The organism is Tardiphaga robiniae, assembly GCF_013359755.1.
In the GTDB taxonomy this organism is placed as follows: domain Bacteria; phylum Pseudomonadota; class Alphaproteobacteria; order Rhizobiales; family Xanthobacteraceae; genus Tardiphaga; species Tardiphaga robiniae.
This window is the reverse complement of the sequence record NZ_JABMCJ010000093.1, coordinates 147,914-169,695: the sequence shown is the minus strand read 5'-3', so window position 1 is coordinate 169,695 and position 21,782 is coordinate 147,914. Positions and strand designations below refer to the sequence as shown.

The window sequence follows — 21,782 nt, the reverse complement described above, 5'->3', positions numbered from 1 at the left end:
GGTCCGAGAGGAAGTGATCCGACGACAATGCCGCAGACCGGGATCCGGTACCATGCCGGGATCAACGCATGTTTCGCTTCGTCGCCACGTTTCCTGGATCTATTTCGCTTTGGCGCGTCCATTCCTTGCGGGCTTGTCGATCAAAAAGTCTTCCCGCTTGCGACCGGCGGCGATCTCCTTCGCGAGCCAGCCCGCTACACCGCCGCGCCCGGTCCAAGTCTCTCCGGTCTTGGGATGGCGATACTTCGCCGCAACCTTGATGCCTTTGACACGGCTGGTTTTGCCATCGACGCTTCTGATCTGTGCGAGTTGCGCCTGCAATTCGGCACGGTGGGCTTGCAGTTGCTTGTCGATATCCTCCCGCAATGCGAGGAGTTCGGGAACCGAAAGAGATTTGATATCAAGGGCCGGCATAAACAAGCTCCGATCAAATGCGTCCGCACTCCTTCCCAAGGCGCGCAAAATACGCGCCAGCGTGCGTCAATTAAATGAAATGCGGGCGGTGTCAAAACACCACATCAAAATCAAATATCGGGGCGAATCTGAAATGAGCTCCGCCCTTAAGTAATCAAATACCGATTTGCGAAATCTTTATGCAGCCCGCGAGACATCGGCGGAGAGCTCGCTCTTCGGCAGATCGTCCTTCTTCGGCTTTGCCACCGGTGTTGCCTGAGACTTCTTCACGGACTTGCCGTACTGCGCGAGCTTATCCAGCTCGGCTTCGAGCTCAGACTGACGCGCAGCAACTTTTTCCGCCAGCTTGTCGGATGCATGATCGCGCAGTGCCGCAAGTTCCTCGATGCTCAGTGAGTCCAGATCGATCTTGGCCATGGAAATCTCCGTTTGTTCCGAACTAGCGGTAACATCCATGCGCCGCAAGCGCGGCAGAGAGATCATCCACCGAAGACATCATGATGGATGCAATTCAATTGACGTCGAGCTCACGCTTCGCAGAGAATGGATGCGGGATTGGGGAAACGCGTCATGGCATCTTGGAAAGAAGAGCGTGACCGACTGGTCGCGCAGACGCTCGCATTCGTACAGGAGGTCGCCGCCGCGCATCCGGTCGCGGCCCAGCGACTGAACATCTGGCAACCGCCGAGCCACGCGCCGTCGCACGCGTCCGATTCAACGGAAACCGTCACCTCGCCTGCCACCGTGGACGCAGATCGTTTGATGGCTCCTGCTCTGATTGTACATGCGGCGAACGCAGCAATTGAAACCTCAGAGCGCAGTTCGCAGGACGTTCCTGTTGCAGTTCCAACCAACGTGCCATCTCCTGCCCGGAGAGATCCGCTTTATTCGGGCCCATCTGAGCGGGCCGAGATCCTCAAGCGCGTTGCTTCGTTCAAGGCTCGCCAAGCCCAGATGATCCACGAGCGCGACGTCTATTACGAAGCCATGCAGACGCGTATCCGAACAACGCTGCGGAACGATTCCGGGTGCGACCGGTTGTAAGGCCGGAGCAGTTTCCCCGATGCTCTGTTTTCAGAAAGCCCCGTCCTCCCCCGGCGGGGCTTTCGCCTTGCGGGCTTCGACTTGCTGGAGCTTCAACGCGAGGGGGGACGACCTGCCGGTTCGGGTTATTTGCCGAGGTGTCGCCGCACGGCGGCAACCGACGAGCCGACCTTTTCGATTGCAGCGTTCAGTTCGGTCGGCGAGACACTGAGCCGATAGGCCCAATAGTCGCGCTGGGAAGCATCACTGGAATCGATCACCGGCGCCGGCCGGACGCCACGTTCGGACGCCAGGACGGCGGCGACTGGGACGAGACTGATCATGCCGGCAGGGTAACACGTCGCCCGCACAGCCCAAGCGAGTGCACACTCCAACGTTAACAGGCGATTGATGCGATCTCGGAAAGTCGTCCAGTCAAAGCAAGAAGTCTTGCCGCGGGCGGCTACTGAACCACCGAGCCCAGCGAGGCCTGGATCTCATTGAGCGGGATGCACAGCTTCTTGCGGCGCAGGCCACGAATGGCGCCGGTCACCTTCAAGATCTTGCCAGCGGCACATGAACCGTCCTGGACCAGCGCGCTCTCGTAAGGCGCCAGGATGAGCGGTTCAGCTGTCCGAATGGACTGAGCGGCGGAAGGTGTGGCCAACGCCACCAGAGAAATTCCGAAAGTCCCCAAAACCCAAAAACGCATGGTCGTCCCCAACACAGCAAATACGCACCGGTCCAAGGGTAATCGCTCACGCCCTTCAATTTTTGCAGTCGGCTCTCCCCGAGCCGTTACCGCAATTATTGCCCCGGACCACCGCGAAACACAAAGCAATTTTCGCGCCGATTTCCGGTTTCAGCATAGGGTCAGAGCGTGACCTGCTCGTGACCGCACTCCTTGCAGGTGAAAGACACCCGCGCGACACCCTTTGGCGCCGAGACCTTGTTCGCCGCGCCGCACTTGCCGCAGGTCGTCATAATCCGTGTGTCGCCCTGCTTCACCACCAGCGCCTTGCGCTCCATAGTCTCGCGGATCAGACGCTCGGCCTCTTCGCGCATTGCCTGCTTGCTCATGCAGCTCTCCTGACAGACGCCGAAGCAAAAGGCCCCGAGCGAGCGGCCTTATAGCTGATGACGATGACACTCTCCATCGCGATCAAAATCGGGATCTCGGATCGCACCATTCCCCTGCAGAATTTCCGTGCAATCTGCCGCAGCGAGATCCCGATGGACAGAATGGCTGACCTGAACTAGAACAAACAGCGAACATCATTCGCCAATGTTTTATCGGGACGTCACAGGAATCGCCGGGTTGGCGGGGCATACGCGGCTGGAAAACAGGGAGACTGACATGGATTTGCAGGCACGTATCGACCTTTGGAAAAGCATCGATCCGGATCCGGAATTCTGCCGCAAGGCAGAACGAGAAATGCTGCTGTTGAGTTGTCAGGACGAAGACTGGGTCAACGCGCGGATGCGGGATTTCGAACAGGCGCTCGCATTGGAGAGTGCTGAATAACGGAATCCTTTGGCGTCGGCGGCGTTACGTCTGCGCTGGAACATCCAACCTCGCTTCACAGCCGTGATGCGAGGTTTTGTTTTGCCGTTGATTCGGTGTGGGAGATCTCAGCTTGCGTGAGCGTTGCGCGCTGCGACTTATCCACCGGTCGCCTTGCAAAGATCGGATTGATGCCGCATTCGGCATCGATGCTCTCCTTGGGGAGCGAAACGAAGAGAAGAGAATGAACGAAGAAAGAATTTCAGCGGCACGCGCCGACATGGAACGCCGGGTGGCAGAATTTCGCGAGAAACAGGCGAAGTTTCAGCGCGAACGCGAAGACTATTACGAGACCACGATCGAAAAGGTACGGGCCACCGACTGGAACGAGTTCGTGACGCCCCGTCAGGAGCGCCGCGTGCGGCACTAGCTACGATCTGCTCGCAGCAGCGACCAATAAAAAGCCCGCCATTTCTGGCGGGCTTTTTATTGAATGCGCGTCAGGCACGTGCAGCGCAATAGGCCCGAAGCAATGCTCCGGGCCGTGTTCGGCCCTACCAATAACCATAGCTGCGATAGTAACGCGGGCCATAGGCATAGGGGCCGGGACCATAGTAACCGCCATAGTAAGCCGGACGGTAATAGCGCGGTCGGTAATAGCCGTAGCCGGGACCGTAGCCATAATAGCGTGGGCCATATCCGTATCCGTACGGTCCGTACGCACCATAAGCCCCCGCGGCCAGCGCACCTGCGGCAATACCAAAGCCGATTGCGGGACCCGGTCCCCAACCTCGACCCCATCCGCGCGCTTCGGCAGGCGCCGTCATGGCGGTCGTGCCGATGGCTGCGACAGTGGCCAGGATCAATGCTGCTTTTTTCATGTGATACCCTTTCTGTTCACCACCGGCCAAATAACGCCAAGCTTTTTTGTTGGTTTCAGGGCCTGTAAGATTTCACCGCTCGGGTTCCGGACCGGAGGTGCGTCATGATGCCCATTCGCTATCGCCGTGCGCAACTCGCACGCCAGCTTCAGGCCTTTCACGCGGCGCATCCCGAATTCATCCGAGAGCGGCTTCGCGCTTTCGATGAACACAACGGACGCGACAAGATGATTCCCGTGACGCATCGCAAAATGAAACCGTCACCCTATACGCGTCGCTTCGCTACGCTCCCCCGCGACAAGGCGCCGATTAGCTCCGGGTGAAGCCTTAACGCACCCCCATACCGCCTTCACGTTTCATTCACCATGAGGGGCCGGTTATCGGAACGGCTCGCAAAGCCGACGCTTTCCTCTCCATGAATGTACGCGGTGTCGCACGGACACGCGTGCGAGCAGTGGAGTAATGGCGATGATTGAACAGATCACAAAGATCGACAAGGCGCTCGATGAATTGCTCGTCGGCCTTGGCCAGATGGTGCTGCGCCTATCGAGTCCGCATGTCACGCCTACGCGCGAGGAACGCGAGGCTCTTGTCCGCTCAGTCAATCAGTTCTCAACCTGCGCAGCCCGCTCCAGCGATCCGCGGGTCCTCAAGCTTGCTGACGACTTGCAAAATACGCTGAAGCCGCGCCTGCGTCTCGTGGCCAGTCGCTGACGACGCTGGGCGTCCCAAACATTTGCAGGGCAACGACGTAGGAACGTTTCTCCCTTTTACCTGTTGGCCAGACACAACCAAAAGGGAGGCTCTACATGCCCATCGAAGCAAGTGAACAAGGTAACCTGATTGGCAGCGACAAGGTCGAAGGCACCGCAGTGTTCGGCGCTGACGACCAGAAGATCGGTTCAATCGAGCGCGTGATGATCGACAAGAAGAGTGGCCGGGTGTCCTACGCTGTGCTCAGCTTTGGCGGCTTTCTCGGCATCGGCGACGATCACTATCCCCTGCCCTGGCAGTCGCTGAAATATGATACCGCACTGGGCGGTTATCGCACTGGCGTAACGCAGCAGCAGCTGGAGAACGCTCCCAAATACGGCAACGACAATAGTTGGAACTGGGCTGACACATCGCAGGCCCGCGCGGTGAACGATTACTACGGCGTTCCCATGGGCATCTGACGCCCGGGAGATACCACACAGCAGAACGGCACCTGATCGGGTGCCGTTCTTGTTTGTTCACCCAGTTCGATGCATCGGCTCTAGTGCGCCAGTTCCTTGCGCACTGCCGCAGCCGCATTGCCAACTTTCTCCACCGCCGCCTGCAGCTGCTCGCGGGAAACGCCGAGCTGATGGGTCCAGTATTTCACCTCATGCGCCTCGTGCATGTTGATCTTGCTGCGATCCGGCTGACCCTTGTTCTTCCGGTCGTCCATCGTCGTCGGCCTCTTCAATTAACTGGTTGATATAAATGGCGAGCTGCTCGCCGGCGTCATTGAAATCTTCGTCCACGCAAGGTGTCCCATATGCCGTTTGGTGAGTGCAAAACATGCACGACTGTGACTTGTTCCGGGCGCCGCTCACCTGCCACACAAGTAATTGTTCAAATGCCGGAGATTCCGCCAACCCGGCTTTAACTGCACTTCCAGAGCTCGGAGAACCCAATCGCACCCGCGGCATTATGGGAGATGATGTCCACAGCCCTTGTCGTTCAAACCGTCGAACTGAGGCCGAACCCGCCGCCTTACGGTCGGCTGTCATTGCGCACGGGAGCATGGGACCAGTTGCAGGCGAAACGGGCTTATGACGACCATCACGAGCCGCCGGAGGCGCCGGTTGAGCTCGACAAGAAGGTCTGAGGTAGCCAGCAGTCCGCGGCGATCCACGCTCTAGTGCGAAACACCCCCACCAATGCCGACGCTCCCGCCGACCCTGATGCAGGTCGACGTCCCCTCAACCTGCAGGAATCCGGCACCGTATTGCGCACAGATATTTGGTTTTCGCAGTGCCGGCTTCATGCTCTGCTTCGTTGCCACTGGCTTCTTTGACGCCGCAGCGAAGGCCTGCAGCGGTATGACAGCGATCAGCAGTCCAACAGCGACAATTCTCATAGTCTTCCCTCGCCGCTTGCATGCGGTCGCATAGCTCATTGGAACGAACGCCGCAGTGCGGTGTTTCCATGGCATGGGACCGAGAGAAGAAGATAATAGTGTATTCCTGCTCAGCGCGGTCGCGCTTGTCTGCGGAATGATCGCCTTCGTACCGTGGCTCCTCAAGCCGACACCCGCTGTTGCCAATAAAGGCGCCCAGCATGTCGCCTATGAGCGACCCGCATTGCCAGAGCCCGTACGCGTGATCGTACCCTTCACCCCAAACACCACGCCAAGCCAGCGTTGATGGTTTGCTTGGCTAGTTGGCAGCCACGGGCTGGCCGGCGGTGCGAGTGAGCTTGTCGGCTTTCAGCAGGACATGGTCCGTTGCCGGCTGCGGCCGGGCGAAGAAGCTCACCGCGACAAAGGCTGCGCAGAACAGAAATCCCACGAGCATCACCCGTCGATGCGTCGGCTTGTCGGCATTGTGAAACGAAGCGGACATGGTCACTCCCTCGATGGGAAATGAATAGCTCACTCTTATTTCCGCGCAATCATACTCTGGTTTTAACCTAACCGATGAAGGTTACTTGGCCGATCGGATTTTAACGAAGCCGTTGTGGACTGTTAACGGCGCTCCCGCGATCAAACTAAACTACAGGCCGCATCGTGAAGCGCTCCTGCCTGGTTCGTTACTTCCTCTGCCTGTTACTTCTTATCGACGTTGTCCTGCGAAATCGGCGGAGTGCAGGTCTCCTTCGCATACTTCTCAGCGAGTTCGAATATTTCGCGACGGCGCTCCGGCTCGTTAATGGTGAGGTAAGTCACAACCATTTTTAAGGCCTCCTCGTCCGAAGCCCTTCCAAACCGCCACACGAGTAACACTCCCAAGTTGTACAGAAAGGTTTCGGAACCTTTTCCCTGTACGTTGAATTGAATGCCCATCAATATACGCAATATTACGGTCAGTTGGCCAATAAGTTCCGGGAGCGGTGATGATTGTCGGTCGGCCCATCTCGGAGATCTGCAGGGAGCTCGCCATCTCGGCGCAGGCGGGCCATCACACAGTTCTCGCGCAGATCCTGCGGATGGCTTCGCTCGAAGCCGCCCAGAGCGGCGTGCGTCATCATGAAGGCGATTCCAGTATCCAGGATCGATTGGTCGGCACCTGGGACTGGGACATCGCCAATGACCGCGTCTATGCAGACAGCAAATTCGCCCGTCTGTTCGGCGTCAATGCGGATTTGGCCTCGCGGGGCACGCCGTTGCAAGACTGGCTGGATGCCATTCATCCGGACGACATCGATGATGTCGCCGCCGCTATCACTCGCTCACTGACGACCGGTCAGGTGTTCTCCCGTGAATATCGCGTCGTCTCTCACGGCGACACGCATTGGGTCTATGCGCGCGGCAAGTGCACGCTCGATTCGTCGGGCAAGGCGGTTCGGTTTCCTGGCGCCATCGTCGACATCACGCGGGAGAAGATCGATGATCATCATTTCAGCATCGTCCCGACCTAATCCCGCACGGTTCGAGATTACCCATTACGGCAGCGTTCCCGATAAAATGCTGCGGTCACGGCTTAATACATCGTCACCGGGAACGTAGCCTTGCGCTGCCGGTTATGCCCGCATGGCAAGGAAATTTTTTAGCGTCGTCGTCGTTCGCTCCGTCGAGGAATCCGTGGAGATCGTCGTGGAAGCCAAGAGCGCCGATGACGCCCATGTGGCGGCCATTCAGCATTTGCAAAAAAGCGGTGACGAATATGCGTGGGAGAAGCCGCGCAAGGATTTGACCGTCTGGCACAAGCGGGAAATCGATACGCCCGCCATCGTGGATGTCAGCGCCTGAGGGCAACGCTCTTCACAATTCAGATGGTGCGCCCTCTTTCTCAAGACGACATCTGCCATTTGTCTTGTTTAGCTGCTATGGCAAGCGCCGCTGCCCTAGTGGTTGCACGCTTGTGTCGATCCCATGGAGACAATCCCAATGCGCTACCTTCACACCATGCTGCGCGTCCGCAATCTGGATGCGGCCCTGAAATTCTATGCCGATGCGCTCGGGCTCAAGGAAGTCCGCCGGGTCGACAACGACAAGGCGAAATTCACTCTGGTGTTCTTGTGCGCCGCCGAAGACGAGGCGTTACTTGCCAAGACCAAGGGACGAGGCGCGCCGCTGGTCGAACTCACTTACAACTGGGACGAAGAGAAATATGGCGAGGATCGCTATTTCGGTCATCTCGCTTATGAGGTCGACGACATCTATGCGACCTGCGACCGGTTGATGAAGCTCGGCATCACCATCAATCGTCCGCCGCGCGATGGCCAGATGGCGTTCGTGCGATCGCCCGATCTGCATTCCATCGAGCTGCTGCAGAAAGGCGACGCACTGCCGCCGCAGGAGCCATGGTCGTCAATGCCCAACACCGGACATTGGTAACTCACAAAACGCATCGCTGCAGGTGCAGCGGTGGAACGCCATGAGCAGTGCCGCGTTGTTGATGCGATACTGATTTCATGGAGGCTGAGACAATGGGACGTGGAATTCTGCTCTGGCTGCTGGGTGTACCGATTCCGGTGATCATTCTGCTGTGGCTCTTCTTCGGTCGCTGACGCCTCCCAAGCTGAACCCATGAACAGGCCTCGCTCACGCGGGGCCTGTTTTGTTTGCGGGCTCGCTCCTTTGTGAGAGGTCAGCACGAGACCGGCCTTGCGATGGCGGCGCGTTGCTGGCTAAACCTGCGGCGCTTATTCGCCAGCGAGGTTCATCGTGCCACAGACTCCCACTCCATCCCTGCAGATCTGGGGCCGCGCCAATTCCGTCAATGTGCAAAAGGTTCTGTGGTGCTGCCATGAACTCGACGTCGCCTATGAGCGCATTGATGCCGGCATGCAGTTTGGCCGCAACAGCGAGGCCGACTATCTGGCGATGAATCCCAACGGCCGCGTCCCCACATTGGTGCAAGGCGATTTCGTGCTGTGGGAATCCAATTCCATCATGCGCTATATCGCCCTGGCCTATGGCGCTACATCGACGCTCTACCCATCCACGCCAAAAGTGCGCGCCGGGATGGAGCGCTGGCTCGACTGGACACTGACGACGCTGCAGCCGGCCGAGCGCCCGTTGTTTTGGGGACTGGTGCGGACGCCCGTCGCCGACCGCGACATGGCCGCGCTGCAGAAGGCCGCGGATGCCAATGCGGCGCTGTGGGAGATGGTCGACCGGCAACTTTCCCGTCAAACCTGGATGGAAGGCGACGATTTCAGCCTCGCCGATATCGCCATCGGTTGCTATGCGCGGCGATGGTTCGGCGTCGAGGGCGTCATCCGCCCTGCACTTCCGCATCTGCAACGCTGGTATCAGGCGATCTCGGTACGGCCGGGCTTCCAGACCTATGTCGCGCCGCCGCTCTCCTGAGCGCAGGCGTTCGCTTGAACGTTAGTTCAGCGAGCGTTCGAGCAGCAGGATGCCCATGATCACCACCAGCGTGATCGCGGCCACGATAAGGCGCGTGGACCAGTTCATACCACGGCCGATCCACCACAGCAGCGCGCAGCCCATCAATACGGGAATGACGATATCGGGGCGCACGATGGTGCAGCCCTATGCGATGAAGCGAACGCCCAGCGTCTTACCGCGGCGCCAGACCACTTCACACGTACGCCCGGTGCGTGCGTCGCGCGAGAAGGCCAGCTTCATCTTGTTGGGGACCGACGTGGGATCGTCGACGACGACTTTCGCGCCGGAGGCCGAGAGATCCAGCACATTGCATTGCCGGGCCGCGAATCCACCGTCCAGCGTGATCCATGCGGCCTGGTGTACGGACCGGCGTGTGTCGCGTTTTTTCGTCACTGCCATCGCATCACTCCACGCCCCCGGGAGAGAGCCTTAAGCCTGCATGCTTTAAGAACCGTTGAGAGGTGCAGAAGAGTTCGAAATGTCCTGTGCACAAGGTCCGTGCGCCGCGCATGGGGATCATCCACCTGATCCCTCACCGCCCACTTGCCGACCCGAACAAACGTCACTATACGTTCGGCCGCTGGCACCAAACTGATTTGCTTTCGGTCGGTGCCGCCCGCGATAGATCAGCCCTAAAGCTTTGATGTTGCGGCGATTTTAGAAATAGCCGTGCAGAACCGCGGTATCCTTGGCCTGATTTCGGGCCGCTGGATCGGCCGGGGTTTTTTGCTCCCTTCGTCTATCGGTTAGGACGCCACCCTTTCACGGTGGAGAGAGCGGTTCGATTCCGCTAGGGAGCGCCAAATCACCCTAAGCCATTGAAAAGCTGAAAACTCTGAGCAATCATGCGCTTAGAGATGCCGCTCTGCTACACAGAGGCGGCACACAATGGCAGCTTTAAGCTACATGCAACGACGGCGTTCTGGCACATACGAGTTTCGACGAAGGTTGCCTCAAGCATTGGCCGGCAAGCCCGCGCCAGATCACATTCGTTCGGCCTTTCCCGCCTTGATCAACGCCAGCACAGGGCTCTTCAAACGGGAGTTTGTACGGTCACTGGACACCAAAGAACTTCGCCCAGCCAAGACGCGGGACCATCGGGAAGCCTTGAAGTTTGCCCGGTTGATTGAGGAGGTGATGACCGCCCTCTCCCAGCCTGCGACGGTCCCGAGTGCTCCGGCTAAGGTAGACGCCAACGAGATCGGCGAATCGGTTTTCCGGCAGCTCCTGGAGGACGATGAAATCACCCGGCTGATCGGTGATGATCGGCGCAGAATCGAGCATCGTGACTTCGACTTCCAGAGCGGAATAGAATCTGTCGTAGACCGCGCCACTAAATTTCCGCTTCTGACTGATGTTCCGGCGCCATTCGTCATTGGCATGCAACTAGACCATGCAGAAATCTTTCGCGAAGAGACCGGCGACCTCGCGGCCGAGTACCGTGCAGCTTTCGCAAGGCGAGACCCCAGCATAGTGATCGCTGAGACCAGCATCGAGCTAAAGCGACGCGGCGCATCATACGAGAAATCGTCGGTCGAATTTCAGGCGGTCGCGCTTGAGGTCCTCCGCGCTCACGTCCGCGCCTATGACGCCATCGAGAAGCGCCATCAAGGTGTGGACATCCCGACACCCGCAGAGCCCGTGCAGTCGCCCCGAGGTCCCCGGCTCAGCGAAGCCTTTAAGGTTTGGAAGATGGGCGGTGGTGGCGTCCGCGGCTCAAAGACCCCTGGCAAGAACAGCATCATCGAGACGGGGCAAGTGGTCCGGTATTTCACCGACCTCTACGGAGATATTCACCTCGGAGACATCACGAGAGCAAAGGCACGGGAATTCCGTGACGCCATCGCGAAGGTTCCTACCCGCTTGCCCACGCGGTTACGCAAGATGCCACTGTCTAGGCTCCTTGAGCAGGATCTTTCAGGCCAACCTCTCAGACACGCCAACACCGTCAACAAGCTTCTACAGCTAATCGGTGCCGTCGTCTCGAAGGCGGAGGCTGAGGCAATGCTCGATGACGTTGAGCACTTCGCCAATCCGTTCACGAAGGCCGTGAAGCTCCGCGTTGATGATGGCGATACGGAAGACCGTGAGATTTTCTCGAAAGCCGACCTCCGCGCGATCTTCACTTCTCCCGTGTTCTCCCAGAACTGGCGCACTGAGGGCGGCAAGGGAGAAGCTGCGTTTTGGTTGCCGCTTATCGGCCTGCTCAGCGGAATGCGCCTCAACGAAATGGCAGGTATGAGGCTCATCGACCTACGCGAGGATGAAGACGATGATGTGTGGTTCTTCGACGTGAGCCGAAAGGGCGGACGGAGCACGAAGACTGCAACTTCAATTCGACGCATCCCCCTTCACCCTGAGCTGAAGCGCATTGGCCTACTCACTTATCGCGCACGGCTTTTAGAGCGCGGGGCAAAGCTCAGTGATCCCATGTGGCCCGGAGTGAAGTCGTCGGCGTGGTCGAAATGGGTCAATTCGTATCTGAATGACAAATGCGGAATCACAGATAGTACAAAGGTGTTTCATTCGTTTCGTCACACCTTTAAGCGCATGGCGCGAGATGCCGAGCTCTACGAGGAGCTTCACGACGCCATCACGGGTCACGCCAACAAAGGCAGCGTCGGCCGAGACTACGGCGCAGGGTTTTCCATCAAGCCACTCTCAAAGGCGATGGCACAGATAAAGCCTCCGATTGACCTCAAGGAGCTGACTTGGCGGGTCACGTGAAAAATCGGCCGATTCCATCTTCGCCATAGTCTTGCTCCGAGCCTCACTGCGTGTGAAACAGATCAAAGGCAACGGGGGATAGCATGGCGAAACAACCAACGAGGGTCAAAAAGCCTTCGCAGCGGGAAATCGAACGGTCCCTCGAACGCATTCACGAGCAAGAGGCAGTTACGGCCCCCGAACTCGCACGGATTGTCACAGACATTCTGCTAGCGGGAAATGTGAGAGTTCTCGAACGAGGGCAATATCGCAGCAACCCGAAAGGTGACTTGCTGGCTTCGCGGGTTGAGCTTGGCCGAGAACGACGGTTCCTCATCGAAATCGTGCTGGAGATTACGGCCGCAAAGATACAGGAGCACTTTTCGCAATTCAGGAACTACGTCCGCCAGAGTAAGCAACCATTCCACGATTTCGATGAATACTGGCTCATCGGCTATGGCTACACAGGCGAGTCGCTACGGAAGCGTCCAGAAAATGATCGCCACTTCCGCGTTCTGGATATCGATGAGCTTTACAAGCTTTTTGCACCGCCCCGATCCTCGGTACCGAAGGGAAAAGCCAAAACTAGGGTTGGTAAGGCAATTGAGGCCAACGAGGTGGAGCTTAGGCTTGCAGTTGCCGGACTTATTCTTCAAATCGACGACAAGATCGAAACTCTTAAGGATCACCGACCGAACTCGCCAGAAGCCATTGCGGAGCAAAACGCGCATATCTCGGAGTATGAGCAGATGCGCTCTCAGCTTGAAAATATCCAGGCGATGGTGGATGCCTTCAAAAAGGGGAAAGTGAAGGAGGTCGCGGCTGTAAAGTCCGTCACGACGTTCGCCGACGGCATTCAATCTTGGTGGACTAAAAAGCACGCTGAAGTACTAACTAAGACTTTCGATATCGGCTTGTTCGCGACCGCAGTTGGTATTTGCTCGCTGACGAACGCTGGCGGCCAAATGGCTATTGCAGTGTCGGCGGCGCTTGTCGGCGGAAAGCCTGTTGCGGCCGCCCTTAAAGGTCTTATCCCGAAGCGCCCACCCGCCGGGGACTAGCCGGTCCACTTGAACGTTGCTTTCGTTGCTCCACCTCCCCTCTCCTCAGCATCAAGACAGCCATTTAGCAAAGCTCCAAAATGTTTTACCAAGATGTAACCTGACGCCCGCCATTCATATACTTGGTCATCAAGGCGCCATGGTTGGCATCATGGGAGTCAAGAAGCTTGGCCGGTATATGACGACACTCCTAGGTCACATTGAGGATAGACTTAAGGGTCGTCTCACTTGACCTACAAGGCGTCGCCGGTGATAGCGGAGGGATTAATACCCTGCATTCCTCGGTGTTGATGATGGTCGATAGACTATCCAGCGCTAGGGCTCTTCACTCAGAGGCAGCAGGGAGAAGCGCAGAGAGGCATAAGTGGAAGCGTAAGCTCACGCCCCTTGATCGTCCGCCCAGACTATGCTCCGCGCTACTGGGCCGCCAGAAAGGCCCCCCTCATCGGCCGCCCCTTGCGTGTGCCCATCCTCGCCCGCCAGTCAAAACGCCTGTACGGACTCCGCTGAGCCATCCAGTAGCTATCCAGTGTCGATCTTCACGGGGATGAGCACGCCAATCAGCCGCAAGGCCTCCTCCTCCATCACCAGCTTTGCGGTCCCGCCGTGGCGCTGAGCGACGATCACGGAATCGTGGAGAGGCAACGCTGTGACGCCCATGCCGATCAACCGCAAAAGCACCGCCACCAAGAGGTCAGATTCCCGGCGCATCAGCTCGCCTATGCGACTCCGGCCTAGCCACTCCTCCGCGATGGCATGATGCCGCGCCTTGATGGCACGATCCTCGTCAATCGGCTTGGTTCCCTCGGGAAACATACGCCGCACGGCGCTGCATTCGGAAGGAGTGTCACCGGGCCAATGCTTCAATATTTTCTTCGAAGCAATGATTGCGTTGACGAGCCGCTTCCGCCCTTCGCGTAGTCGCGGCCAGTCGGGCCGCAAATGATCCCGGCCAGTCAGGTCATATAGATCGCCATCTGGCGGTAAAGCCCGCATGCTTGCGTAAGCCAACCGGAGAAAAAGCTGGCCATAATCAACATTTACAACTTGAGCCCCTTCGATCCGAAGCAAGCGGAATCTTTCGGCCCGAGGCATCGTTTCCCAGTATCCTCCGTATAGTCGACCTCCCTGCTCGTAGTCCGGTTTGAAGGCTCGCCATACTGAGCGATGAAGCGGCGTCCTGACTATGTCAGATAGGGCACGATGCATCGCTGCGACGTGGGCTAACTCGTCAGGGTAATCACCAAGTGGCATGTCTCTAATGCTCGCATTGATGGTAGCCACCTCCTTTTCCGCGCGTGCAAACCATTCATAATCAAGTTCCGGCAGCTCTCGCTCAGCGTCTTCGCCTTTGTTGAGAACGATGGCGGGACCATTCTCAAGGCGTAGCGCCTCCCAGCCTTCAATGGCCGGCAGCCACGTCAAAAAATCGGCCGAGGGAGTGATGGTGGAAGGGAAACGGTCGCGCTTGGAATGCCGGCTTCCTCTCCGCTGTGTGATGAGTCCCATTTCCTCCATCAACATCACAACCTGTCGAAAGTGGGCGCCGTATATCGGAGAGACACTGGAAGCGTAATTCGCCCTCAGTATCGCGAAGGATCGAGGAGCCAGTCCGGCAAGCCTGACTGCTACAACGTTGCAGCAAAGCACTTCTATGACCCGGTCGAACTTCGCCAGATCGCTCGCGCGTCTCGCTCGCTTCCGTTGCTCGTGTTGCCCCAGTTTGATCCGAAGCTCGTTAACATAGCGTCGCAAGTCTTCATCGACTGCCCGCCAACGCACTTCGAAACGATAAGGCTTGGTGATTTCCGATCGAGGACTATGCTCAAAGTGACCCAGCTCGTCATCCAATATTGACGCACCGCCGCAGTGGGACCTGATCTCTCGCAAGTTATTAACCTTCCAATTTATTGCACAGAGGCTTGGCCTCGGGCAGCGCAGGGTGCGGACCATATCGCTTGCGCTTGAAAGCGAGCACGCCCGCAAGGTGTCTCTCGACGGCAAACTCAGACCGCTCCTCGATCATCGCTCCAATTCGCCGTAGGATTTGCCCGGAGCTTCGCGCAAACTTATGCAGCTCGATCCTTGATCGCCGTCCCTGCCAGTCCTCGGATTCCCAGATCCGGTGATAGCCGGACGCCAATCGATGAGCCGCTTTCGCTACCTGAACCAATCGGAACTCTTTTGTTCGCACCGCGCCGGGGTCCTCTTCAATCAATGCAACGATGGCAAGATAGATGGCCAGCAAACGCTCCGGCTTTATGCCCGCTCGTCGAAGTCGACCAAAAGCAATGTCGGCGCGGGTTCGGACTGGTAATCCGCGTAGACGTGCTGCAATCTCGTAGGGCGAACCGGCAAGCAGCAACGTGAGCGCCTCAATGGACTGTTTCACAGCGCCGTCCGTCTGCATGCGACAACGCAGATAAGATGTCGCAGATGACAGGTAGGGCCTCAGCTCGCCTGCACGGTACGAGCCGTGCCAGTGGCTTCCATGCCGGGCCATATGTTGGACGTGCGCTTGGCAGTGAAACGCGGCCAGTCCCTTTCTGCTGGCGACGAGTGTGGGCTTCCCGCATCCGGGGATTACGCACTTCGGCAGCCCCTCCGCCAACGACAAACGCGAAGCGAAAGAGGGTCTTTGTTTTCTGTGTTTCATGGATATGTTGTTCCGTTATGGAGAAGAGCAGCATCACCCTGGAGGAGCGGCGCGAAGTCATCGCGAAGCGCGAGCGACGCAAAGAAAACATCAAGCGGAAAGCTGATGGCCTGCCTCCGTTGCTGGACCCGAAGAAGGCGAAGGCCCGTGCTCGACGCAAAGAGCGGAAGCGGCGGCGTGATCGCTGGTCAGAAGAGCGTCGGCATGTGTCGAAGCACGACGGCCGGCTCAAGTGGGTAAAGGCTAAGAAGGCTGCCGGAGTATGGGTGTCCGTCGAAGAATGGAAGGCCCGAAGGATTGCGGAAGAGAATGCAGCGTACGCGGCTACGGAAGATCGCTTGCCGAGAGAGCGCGAGGACGTCCGTGTCTCTATGAAATGACCGCCTGAACGAAAGGCACAAGCGGATCGCCCTCCGTCTCACGCGACGCGTCGTCAATCCCAGCGAACTCCGGTGGTCATTCTCGAAAACTTTGAAGGAACACCGCCGGAGCCACAGGCCTTTCCAAAGCGACCACCCTGAGTGCCAAGAAACTATGTGGCCGGCGCAGTCGGGATGGCGGTAGTCACACTATTCGGCCAATTCTGTCGGATAGAGCTTCGGTCCACCGTCGAACCTATCAGCAACCGCGAGCATATTCCGTACTGCCGCAACGAAGTCGCCAGCGTGCACGTCTTCGATGGGGGGCCTCTCCCCGCCCGTGTAGAGCTGCCGGGTCAACTCCAATGCTTCGGCCCGACCAAGCTTCGGTTTAGCGTTACTCTTTCGCGAGGGCGCGCGGAGCATCTGATTGGAGCGCAAAAGCGAACGGAACGTCCCTCGCCCCTTGAATGCGACTTGCTGGTTTGCCGGCGCGTCCATGATGATGCGGCCCAGCCGAATGCGCATGTTCGGTGACATATCTTCGGGATGCTCTACTCGGAGATATGAAAAGGGCGGCACACCGGCCGGAACTGACACCAGGCGGCAACCTGCTATCAACATCAAAACCAGCCAACAGAAATCCAAAGTGCCGATCAAGCGTGCGTGGCGATGTTGCGACTTGCCATGTTTCCCGTGCCGCACTTTGAAGGCAACGCATGAGCCGTTTCTTGAGGGAGCGGCGCTGAGCAGACTGTCGGGGCAAACTCTCAAAGCGAGACGGCACAGCTCCTTGATATCACTGCGTGTCGACCGTGAATGGGGCGTCGTGGCCTGGATGCGAAGGATGCGGTGGAACAGTACAGTCGCGTCGGTATATTGGATGGCCATTGCGTGGCACTCCTTGTTGCTCAGGTTGGTGGCTGGAAGTAGCTCAATGAAGATGCGGCTGCAGGGCGCCTTTATTTCTTCATATATGGCGACCTATTCTAAGTCGCTGTAATATCTCAATATTTAGCCATCTTGATGGGGCATTTAGCGCGTTGATTTTGTTGCACTTGGCAGATCACCGCCTCAATCCTTGTGAACAGGCGCAACCGTTCCCCACTCCGGAGAATGTCCGAAAGAGTATGCCTAAACGGTCACTGGAAATTGGCCATGAAACACTGTCCGTATAACTTGATTTCGGTCATGCGGACACATATTATTCGGTCGCCACCTATACGGACAGGGATCGATGACGACAGTTCTCTACGCGCGGGTTTCGACCGCTGAGCAGACCATTGCTCACCAGCTCACGCAGGCCAGAGCGGCCGGCTACATCATTGACGAGGTGATCGCTGATCACGGTGTCTCAGGCGTGTCCACACGATTGGCCGAACGCCCCGAGGGCCGGCGACTGTGGGATATCTTACGGAAGGGTGACACGCTGGTGGTGCGCTGGGTGGACCGGCTCGGACGTAACTATGCCGATGTCAGCGACACCATCCGCGAGTTCATGCGTCGAGGCGTGATCATCCGCACGGTCATCAACGGTCTGACCTTCGACGGCGCCACCACGGAGCCAATGCAGCAGGCAGTGAGGGACTCGATGATTGCCTTCATGTCCGCCCTATCGCAGGCGCAAGCCGAGAGCCAGAAGGAAGCCCAGCGGGCGGGCATCGAGCACGCGAAAACATCGGCGGATGCGGACGCCTACCTCGGCCGGAAACCGAGCTACTCCCGCGAGCAACTGGACCTGGTTATCAGCCTCCTCGCTCGCGAGACTAACACCACCAACGTATCGCGAGAGAGTGGCCTCAGCCGCCAAACGGTGTTGCGCATCAAGGAAGACCCGGCCGAAGCCGAGCGGCGGCTGGAACGATGGAAGCAGAGAGAAGAGAGATCACGGGCAGCCTGATCAAAAACATCATCCTAGGGGCCTTCCCGAGAACGCTGCTCCCCGAAGAGAAAACGATGCGCGGCCTTGTCACGTCGGCGGGCTACGGGGGAAATCGTCGCGCAGCCGCCCTTAGGACACCTCTCACATTTTTGCCCCCTAACAATTTATTGCTCGGGTAAAATGCCCCTATAGTGACAGAATGAGTTGCCCTCGCCTCCTCTCAAGTAAACCACGCAGACAACTCAGCGAACAGTCGATGCACTCCGAGAATCGTGAAAGGGATCGCAGTCTCGTGCCTGCTTGGCGATTTCTTTCGAGTCCTTACCGTCGGGGGACGCCTAAAGAGATGCGGCGTTAACTCCATCCGATCAGTGTGGACATCCCTCCTGATCACCACTAACTTGCACGTTAGGGTTGATGGGATTCTCATTTAATGTCCGGGTTAGATACGCTGTTGTGCGGGGATGCGCCTGCCGAGGGCTTGGCTAAAATCGCTCTAAACCAGCTTTCAAAATCAATTGACTCCTTTACCGGCCGTGCCGTTGGCTATCTCCAAAGCGACTTTAGCGAAGATACCCGCACTTTTGGCCCGTTCTGCGCAAGAGTGATCCTCGAAAACGGATGTGCTGCTCTACTCGGGCGCCTCGACTCTTTCCGGATCTTGTATCTCAGTGAATTCCAGTCGCAGCCAGAATACCGACTCGGTGATAGGGCTAAATCATCTTTTTCGTGGACGGGCGATGTGATGCCTGACAAACACTCGGCCATTTTATGGAATCCAGATTCTGACGTTCAGAAAGTAAGCCGAGCGCTTTTTTCATCTCACGTAGATCACATTTATTGGAAACCTGCCGTAAACGAAATGTTGGATTTCGTTTCTAACGCACCGACCAACGCTGCTTTAGCTGATATCCTATCGTTGGACGCGGACACTTTCATCGATAAGGTTCGCGGTCAAAGCTCCCAGCTATATTCGACCTTATCGAAAGGTGTTCACTGGGAATTCTTTTCTAGTTCGTTGGTGTTTGGAGAATCAACGGTGAAAGCGGCAATACGAGATTCTTGTTTGCTGATGGCGAACCTCGGTTTGGCGTCTCACTTTGTGCCCACAGCTTACGCCCGCGTTACTCCTGCTAAGGCGCTGGAAGCGTACTTGGCCTTTCGACAGGATGTCCCATGAGCGACGATGACTTGGACTCTTCGCTGATTCTAGCCGCCGAAGAGTGTCAGCCTGACAAATTTGAGGCGCTTCATCGTTTCACATCGCACGACGATCTGATTATCAGGAAGCTGAGCGCTCACGGTCCAGTGTTGATTAGGGGCGGCCGAGGTAGCGGTAAGAGCGCCTTGATGATCGAAGCACAGCGTAGGATGCAGGCTGCGTCAGACATTTTTCCGGTTTACGTGAGCCTGCGGTATCTGCCGCTTTTGCAGTCTGACGGCGATGAGTACATCGGGCATTTCTGCATCCTGCTCTCGGTCGCAATTCAGAAAGAGATCACGGCTCGAAATTTCAATGCGGAGTTTGGTAGCAGCGCCGATCAACTATCTATTCAGCTTAGCTTAACTCGGCTATCTCAAGTGTTGAACAGACGCATCGTTTTGCTTTTTGACGACGCGGCGCACATTGGCCGAGAGAAACCGCTCGAGGTATTCTTCGATCTATTCCGTACTCTTTCCAGCAACCTTACATCCTGCAAAGCGTCCATCTATCCCGGCGTCACGAAGTTTGGCGTCCGGTTTGATGTATTTAATGACTCGACGGTGATAGATATTAGTCGGTCTGACGTGTCTAACGACGCCTCTTTTTTTCCCGACGTTCTCCGTGCGCGATATCCCAGGTTAGCAGACAAGGAGCGCTTCTCAGACCGGCTGTCTCCAGAACAATTCGCTAATCTTCTAGGTCGAGCGGTGGTCGGTAATCTTCGCGGTTTTATTCTCGCGTGTAATCGTTTTGACGATGCAAACAAAGTCGGTATCCCAGAAATCAATAAGTGCCTCCTCAACATGGCGACCGACTACTACTGGCCATTAATGGACGAAGTCGCGCCAAAGCTTGGCGTCTACGAACCTCTCATTGAGCCAGCGCGGGAAGCATTCGAAGCGTTGATTGCAGTTCTAAAAGAACGGCAGCAACAGCAACATCGCGGAGCACCGTTAGACAAAGTGCTCGTACATCGCCAGATCGTATCCAACTATGCGAAGCTGTTCGAGATTCTGGAGTATTTAGGTTTCATGGCACGCCGCGAAGCATCTCGAGCTATGAAGTCTGGCGGGAGGGGCCCCGTATATGCTCTGAATCTCTGCAACTTGATCGATGGCGGCGCAGTGCCAAGTCGGCTTACGAGTGAGATGATTAATGTCTGGCTGGAGGGATCGACAGATCCCGCAGAAATCCACATTAGCGGGTCAGCACTTCAAAATATCCGGCTTCCCGCACTCACAGCCGAGAAAGGGCTGACCATTATCGACAGGCCTGTGAGTGACTTGGCGAAGTCGCCAGCGTATCCTTATGGTTTGACTGCGGACATGATTACCCGCTTACGTGAAGCGAAAATTGAAACTGTAGGCCAACTTGCCGCTGCCGACGACGCTACACTGGATGCGATCGAATACTTCGGTGCTGCGAAAATCAAACGAATCCGCGCTGTGGTTCAGCAAGCAATCTGGATGTAGCGGGAGCTGATCGGCGTTGTAAACCAGATCACCCTACAGCATGCAGCCGCGCTACTGATGCATCAACTGCCCTGACGAAAATACTACACGAGGAAAAGCTCCGTGGCATTTGATGCAAAAGTTTACAAGGTACTGGTCGCCAGCCCCGGAGACGTCGAAGAAGAAAGGCGAACGATCCCGGAAGTTATCGCGAGCTGGAATGCGCTCAACTCCGAGAAGGACGCAGTAGTTTTGCTTCCAGTGAAGTGGGAGACTCATAGCGCTCCGCTCATGGGAGATCGAGCTCAAGGCGTCATCAACGACCAGATGCTTAAAACTTGCGATATGGCTATTGGTGTGTTCTGGACCCGGCTGGGATCTCCGACTGGTGCCAGCGAGAGTGGTACTGCCGAAGAGATCGAATGGTTCATCAAGAATAACAGGCCCGTGATGCTCTATTTCTCGTCAAGAAACATCGAGCCAGACAAGCTTGATATCGATCAATTTGCAGCGCTGAAAGATTTCGAGAAGCGAATGCAGAAAATCGGCTTGACGGGCGCCTACTCCAGCATAACGGATCTCCGAGAGAAGCTGTTCAACCAACTTTCCATAAATGTCCGAAGGCTTCTCAATGGGGAGTTGCCAAAAGTTGCCTCTCCAGATGATCTGCGTGAACGGCTGGAAAGCATCACGAAGATTGTCAAAGCCGGTAAACTTTACATGGAGGACTATGAGAAAGATGGTCAGGTCAAATCGTTCCTTGTCAAAGGCGATACCGCTCCATTGAAGCAGGAATTGAAAGACCTCGGGGGTCGTTGGAATCGCACTCTGGGTGGGTGGATATTCCAGAAGGCGCGAGAGGTGGAGATTGCGGAGTTCATAAAGCTAAAGACGAGTTTGTCTTAGCGTCGAAGCCCGCAAGTCCGGCAGTTTTATCTACGCTTGAACAAGTCGACGAGATCTGCGACGTCCAGCGGAAGTGATGCCCCGGCGACATGCAATGCTGTCAGAAACTGCCACACAGCTTCGTCAAATTCTTCAATGGAAGCCTTGAACGGACACAGCGGGGAAAGCTCGTGCTGCAAAGGGCTGACGGTCA

The 21,782-nt window shown here is 56.9% G+C and carries 31 protein-coding genes and 1 tRNA gene; 18 read left to right on the top strand and 14 right to left on the bottom strand.

The window, feature by feature from the left end; all coding sequences use genetic code 11:
* Window positions 1-99 precede the first annotated feature (99 nt).
* Together HP556_RS25035 and HP556_RS25030 are read right to left on the bottom strand one after the other, a co-directional pair.
* A complete protein-coding gene (locus HP556_RS25035) occupies window positions 100-414 on the bottom strand; it encodes an H-NS histone family protein (protein ID WP_175368965.1) in 315 nt (104 codons plus the stop codon).
* Window positions 415-591: 177 nt separating this feature from the next.
* Window positions 592-831: a hypothetical protein gene (locus tag HP556_RS25030; RefSeq protein WP_175368964.1), complete on the bottom strand. Its 240-nt coding sequence runs from the start codon at window positions 829-831 to the stop codon at window positions 592-594.
* 153 nt (window positions 832-984) lie between these two features.
* On the opposite strand from HP556_RS25030, the gene HP556_RS25025 reads away from it, so the two are divergent.
* Window positions 985-1,458, top strand: a complete 474-nt coding sequence (locus tag HP556_RS25025; protein WP_175368963.1) for a hypothetical protein — start codon at window positions 985-987, stop codon at window positions 1,456-1,458.
* Between the two features lie 125 nt (window positions 1,459-1,583).
* On the opposite strand, the gene HP556_RS25020 is transcribed toward HP556_RS25025, so the two are convergent.
* The 3 genes from HP556_RS25020 to HP556_RS25010 all read right to left on the bottom strand — a co-directional run bounded on the left by HP556_RS25020 (window position 1,584) and on the right by HP556_RS25010 (window position 2,517).
* Window positions 1,584-1,781 carry a DUF3606 domain-containing protein gene (locus HP556_RS25020; protein WP_068736505.1) on the bottom strand — a complete coding sequence of 66 codons (198 nt, stop codon included), beginning with the start codon at window positions 1,779-1,781 and terminating at the stop codon, window positions 1,584-1,586.
* A gap of 119 nt (window positions 1,782-1,900) precedes the next feature.
* On the bottom strand, window positions 1,901-2,149 hold the full coding sequence (locus HP556_RS25015; RefSeq protein WP_139212548.1) for a DUF6719 family protein: 249 nt from the start codon (window positions 2,147-2,149) through the stop codon (window positions 1,901-1,903).
* A 161-nt stretch (window positions 2,150-2,310) separates the two neighbouring features.
* Window positions 2,311-2,517: a hypothetical protein gene (locus HP556_RS25010; RefSeq protein ID WP_089264246.1), complete on the bottom strand. Its 207-nt coding sequence runs from the start codon at window positions 2,515-2,517 to the stop codon at window positions 2,311-2,313.
* 277 nt (window positions 2,518-2,794) lie between these two features.
* On the opposite strand from HP556_RS25010, the gene HP556_RS25005 reads away from it, so the two are divergent.
* Window positions 2,795-2,962 carry a hypothetical protein gene (locus HP556_RS25005; RefSeq protein WP_158550333.1) on the top strand — a complete coding sequence of 56 codons (168 nt, stop codon included), beginning with the start codon at window positions 2,795-2,797 and terminating at the stop codon, window positions 2,960-2,962.
* 223 nt (window positions 2,963-3,185) lie between these two features.
* Window positions 3,186-3,371, top strand: a complete 186-nt coding sequence (locus HP556_RS25000) for a hypothetical protein (RefSeq protein WP_139069921.1) — start codon at window positions 3,186-3,188, stop codon at window positions 3,369-3,371.
* Between the two features lie 124 nt (window positions 3,372-3,495).
* Here HP556_RS25000 and HP556_RS24995 read toward each other — a convergent pair whose 3' ends face one another.
* Entirely contained in the window at window positions 3,496-3,822 is a 327-nt protein-coding gene (locus HP556_RS24995; RefSeq protein ID WP_089264243.1) for a hypothetical protein, read from the bottom strand.
* A 468-nt stretch (window positions 3,823-4,290) separates the two neighbouring features.
* Between HP556_RS24995 and HP556_RS24990 the strand changes: the two genes are divergently transcribed.
* Together HP556_RS24990 and HP556_RS24985 are read left to right on the top strand one after the other, a co-directional pair.
* Window positions 4,291-4,536: a hypothetical protein gene (locus HP556_RS24990; RefSeq protein ID WP_175368962.1), complete on the top strand. Its 246-nt coding sequence runs from the start codon at window positions 4,291-4,293 to the stop codon at window positions 4,534-4,536.
* A gap of 95 nt (window positions 4,537-4,631) precedes the next feature.
* Window positions 4,632-4,997, top strand: coding sequence for a PRC-barrel domain-containing protein (locus HP556_RS24985; RefSeq protein WP_175368961.1), 366 nt, complete (start codon window positions 4,632-4,634; stop codon window positions 4,995-4,997).
* An 80-nt stretch (window positions 4,998-5,077) separates the two neighbouring features.
* Here HP556_RS24985 and HP556_RS24980 read toward each other — a convergent pair whose 3' ends face one another.
* Entirely contained in the window at window positions 5,078-5,251 is a 174-nt protein-coding gene (locus HP556_RS24980) for a DUF3606 domain-containing protein (protein WP_081422012.1), read from the bottom strand.
* Between the two features lie 255 nt (window positions 5,252-5,506).
* Here HP556_RS24980 and HP556_RS24975 point away from each other — a divergent pair, with 255 nt between their 5' ends.
* Window positions 5,507-5,674, top strand: coding sequence for a hypothetical protein (locus tag HP556_RS24975; RefSeq protein WP_170849665.1), 168 nt, complete (start codon window positions 5,507-5,509; stop codon window positions 5,672-5,674).
* 550 nt (window positions 5,675-6,224) lie between these two features.
* Here the strand turns inward: HP556_RS24975 and HP556_RS24970 are convergent.
* Both HP556_RS24970 and HP556_RS30430 read right to left on the bottom strand, forming a co-directional pair.
* Complete coding sequence (locus HP556_RS24970; RefSeq protein WP_116662218.1) at window positions 6,225-6,410, bottom strand: hypothetical protein; 186 nt, start codon at window positions 6,408-6,410, stop codon at window positions 6,225-6,227.
* A gap of 203 nt (window positions 6,411-6,613) precedes the next feature.
* Window positions 6,614-6,739 (bottom strand): hypothetical protein, encoded by a 126-nt coding sequence (locus HP556_RS30430; protein WP_256461297.1) that lies wholly within the window; start codon window positions 6,737-6,739, stop codon window positions 6,614-6,616.
* A 161-nt stretch (window positions 6,740-6,900) separates the two neighbouring features.
* Here HP556_RS30430 and HP556_RS24965 point away from each other — a divergent pair, with 161 nt between their 5' ends.
* From HP556_RS24965 to HP556_RS24950, 4 genes are all read left to right on the top strand, one after another.
* Window positions 6,901-7,425: a PAS domain-containing protein gene (locus HP556_RS24965; RefSeq protein WP_175368960.1), complete on the top strand. Its 525-nt coding sequence runs from the start codon at window positions 6,901-6,903 to the stop codon at window positions 7,423-7,425.
* Between the two features lie 175 nt (window positions 7,426-7,600).
* Window positions 7,601-7,756, top strand: coding sequence for a hypothetical protein (locus tag HP556_RS24960; protein ID WP_246297895.1), 156 nt, complete (start codon window positions 7,601-7,603; stop codon window positions 7,754-7,756).
* A gap of 138 nt (window positions 7,757-7,894) precedes the next feature.
* Window positions 7,895-8,344, top strand: coding sequence for a VOC family protein (locus tag HP556_RS24955; protein WP_089264233.1), 450 nt, complete (start codon window positions 7,895-7,897; stop codon window positions 8,342-8,344).
* A gap of 330 nt (window positions 8,345-8,674) precedes the next feature.
* Complete coding sequence (locus HP556_RS24950; RefSeq protein WP_338117612.1) at window positions 8,675-9,322, top strand: glutathione S-transferase family protein; 648 nt, start codon at window positions 8,675-8,677, stop codon at window positions 9,320-9,322.
* Between the two features lie 21 nt (window positions 9,323-9,343).
* On the opposite strand, the gene HP556_RS24945 is transcribed toward HP556_RS24950, so the two are convergent.
* Window positions 9,344-9,496 carry a hypothetical protein gene (locus HP556_RS24945; RefSeq protein ID WP_089264231.1) on the bottom strand — a complete coding sequence of 51 codons (153 nt, stop codon included), beginning with the start codon at window positions 9,494-9,496 and terminating at the stop codon, window positions 9,344-9,346.
* A 12-nt stretch (window positions 9,497-9,508) separates the two neighbouring features.
* Window positions 9,509-9,763 (bottom strand): PilZ domain-containing protein, encoded by a 255-nt coding sequence (locus tag HP556_RS24940; protein WP_175368958.1) that lies wholly within the window; start codon window positions 9,761-9,763, stop codon window positions 9,509-9,511.
* 329 nt (window positions 9,764-10,092) lie between these two features.
* Between HP556_RS24940 and HP556_RS24935 the strand changes: the two genes are divergently transcribed.
* The 3 genes from HP556_RS24935 (at window position 10,093) to HP556_RS24925 (ending at window position 13,131) form a co-directional block, all read left to right on the top strand.
* Window positions 10,093-10,167, top strand: a tRNA-Glu gene (locus HP556_RS24935).
* Window positions 10,168-10,252: 85 nt separating this feature from the next.
* Window positions 10,253-12,091, top strand: a complete 1,839-nt coding sequence (locus HP556_RS24930; RefSeq protein ID WP_175368957.1) for a site-specific integrase — start codon at window positions 10,253-10,255, stop codon at window positions 12,089-12,091.
* An 83-nt stretch (window positions 12,092-12,174) separates the two neighbouring features.
* Window positions 12,175-13,131, top strand: coding sequence for a hypothetical protein (locus HP556_RS24925; RefSeq protein WP_175368956.1), 957 nt, complete (start codon window positions 12,175-12,177; stop codon window positions 13,129-13,131).
* A gap of 522 nt (window positions 13,132-13,653) precedes the next feature.
* Here the strand turns inward: HP556_RS24925 and HP556_RS24920 are convergent.
* Together HP556_RS24920 and HP556_RS24915 are read right to left on the bottom strand one after the other, a co-directional pair.
* Window positions 13,654-14,982 (bottom strand): hypothetical protein, encoded by a 1,329-nt coding sequence (locus HP556_RS24920; protein WP_175368955.1) that lies wholly within the window; start codon window positions 14,980-14,982, stop codon window positions 13,654-13,656.
* Between the two features lie 43 nt (window positions 14,983-15,025).
* Entirely contained in the window at window positions 15,026-15,523 is a 498-nt protein-coding gene (locus HP556_RS24915) for a hypothetical protein (RefSeq protein WP_338117611.1), read from the bottom strand.
* 281 nt (window positions 15,524-15,804) lie between these two features.
* Here HP556_RS24915 and HP556_RS24910 point away from each other — a divergent pair, with 281 nt between their 5' ends.
* Entirely contained in the window at window positions 15,805-16,167 is a 363-nt protein-coding gene (locus HP556_RS24910; protein WP_175368953.1) for a hypothetical protein, read from the top strand.
* A gap of 189 nt (window positions 16,168-16,356) precedes the next feature.
* On the opposite strand, the gene HP556_RS24905 is transcribed toward HP556_RS24910, so the two are convergent.
* Entirely contained in the window at window positions 16,357-17,037 is a 681-nt protein-coding gene (locus HP556_RS24905; protein WP_175368952.1) for a hypothetical protein, read from the bottom strand.
* A gap of 346 nt (window positions 17,038-17,383) precedes the next feature.
* Between HP556_RS24905 and HP556_RS24900 the strand changes: the two genes are divergently transcribed.
* The 4 genes from HP556_RS24900 (at window position 17,384) to HP556_RS24885 (ending at window position 21,589) form a co-directional block, all read left to right on the top strand.
* Complete coding sequence (locus tag HP556_RS24900) at window positions 17,384-18,046, top strand: recombinase family protein (RefSeq protein ID WP_175368951.1); 663 nt, start codon at window positions 17,384-17,386, stop codon at window positions 18,044-18,046.
* Window positions 18,047-18,461: 415 nt separating this feature from the next.
* Window positions 18,462-19,208, top strand: coding sequence for a hypothetical protein (locus HP556_RS24895; protein WP_175368950.1), 747 nt, complete (start codon window positions 18,462-18,464; stop codon window positions 19,206-19,208).
* Entirely contained in the window at window positions 19,205-20,704 is a 1,500-nt protein-coding gene (locus HP556_RS24890; protein ID WP_175368949.1) for a hypothetical protein, read from the top strand. Before HP556_RS24895 ends, HP556_RS24890 begins: the two co-directional genes overlap by 4 nt.
* Window positions 20,705-20,806: 102 nt before the next feature.
* Window positions 20,807-21,589, top strand: coding sequence for a hypothetical protein (locus HP556_RS24885; RefSeq protein WP_175368948.1), 783 nt, complete (start codon window positions 20,807-20,809; stop codon window positions 21,587-21,589).
* Window positions 21,590-21,782: the final 193 nt, after the last annotated feature.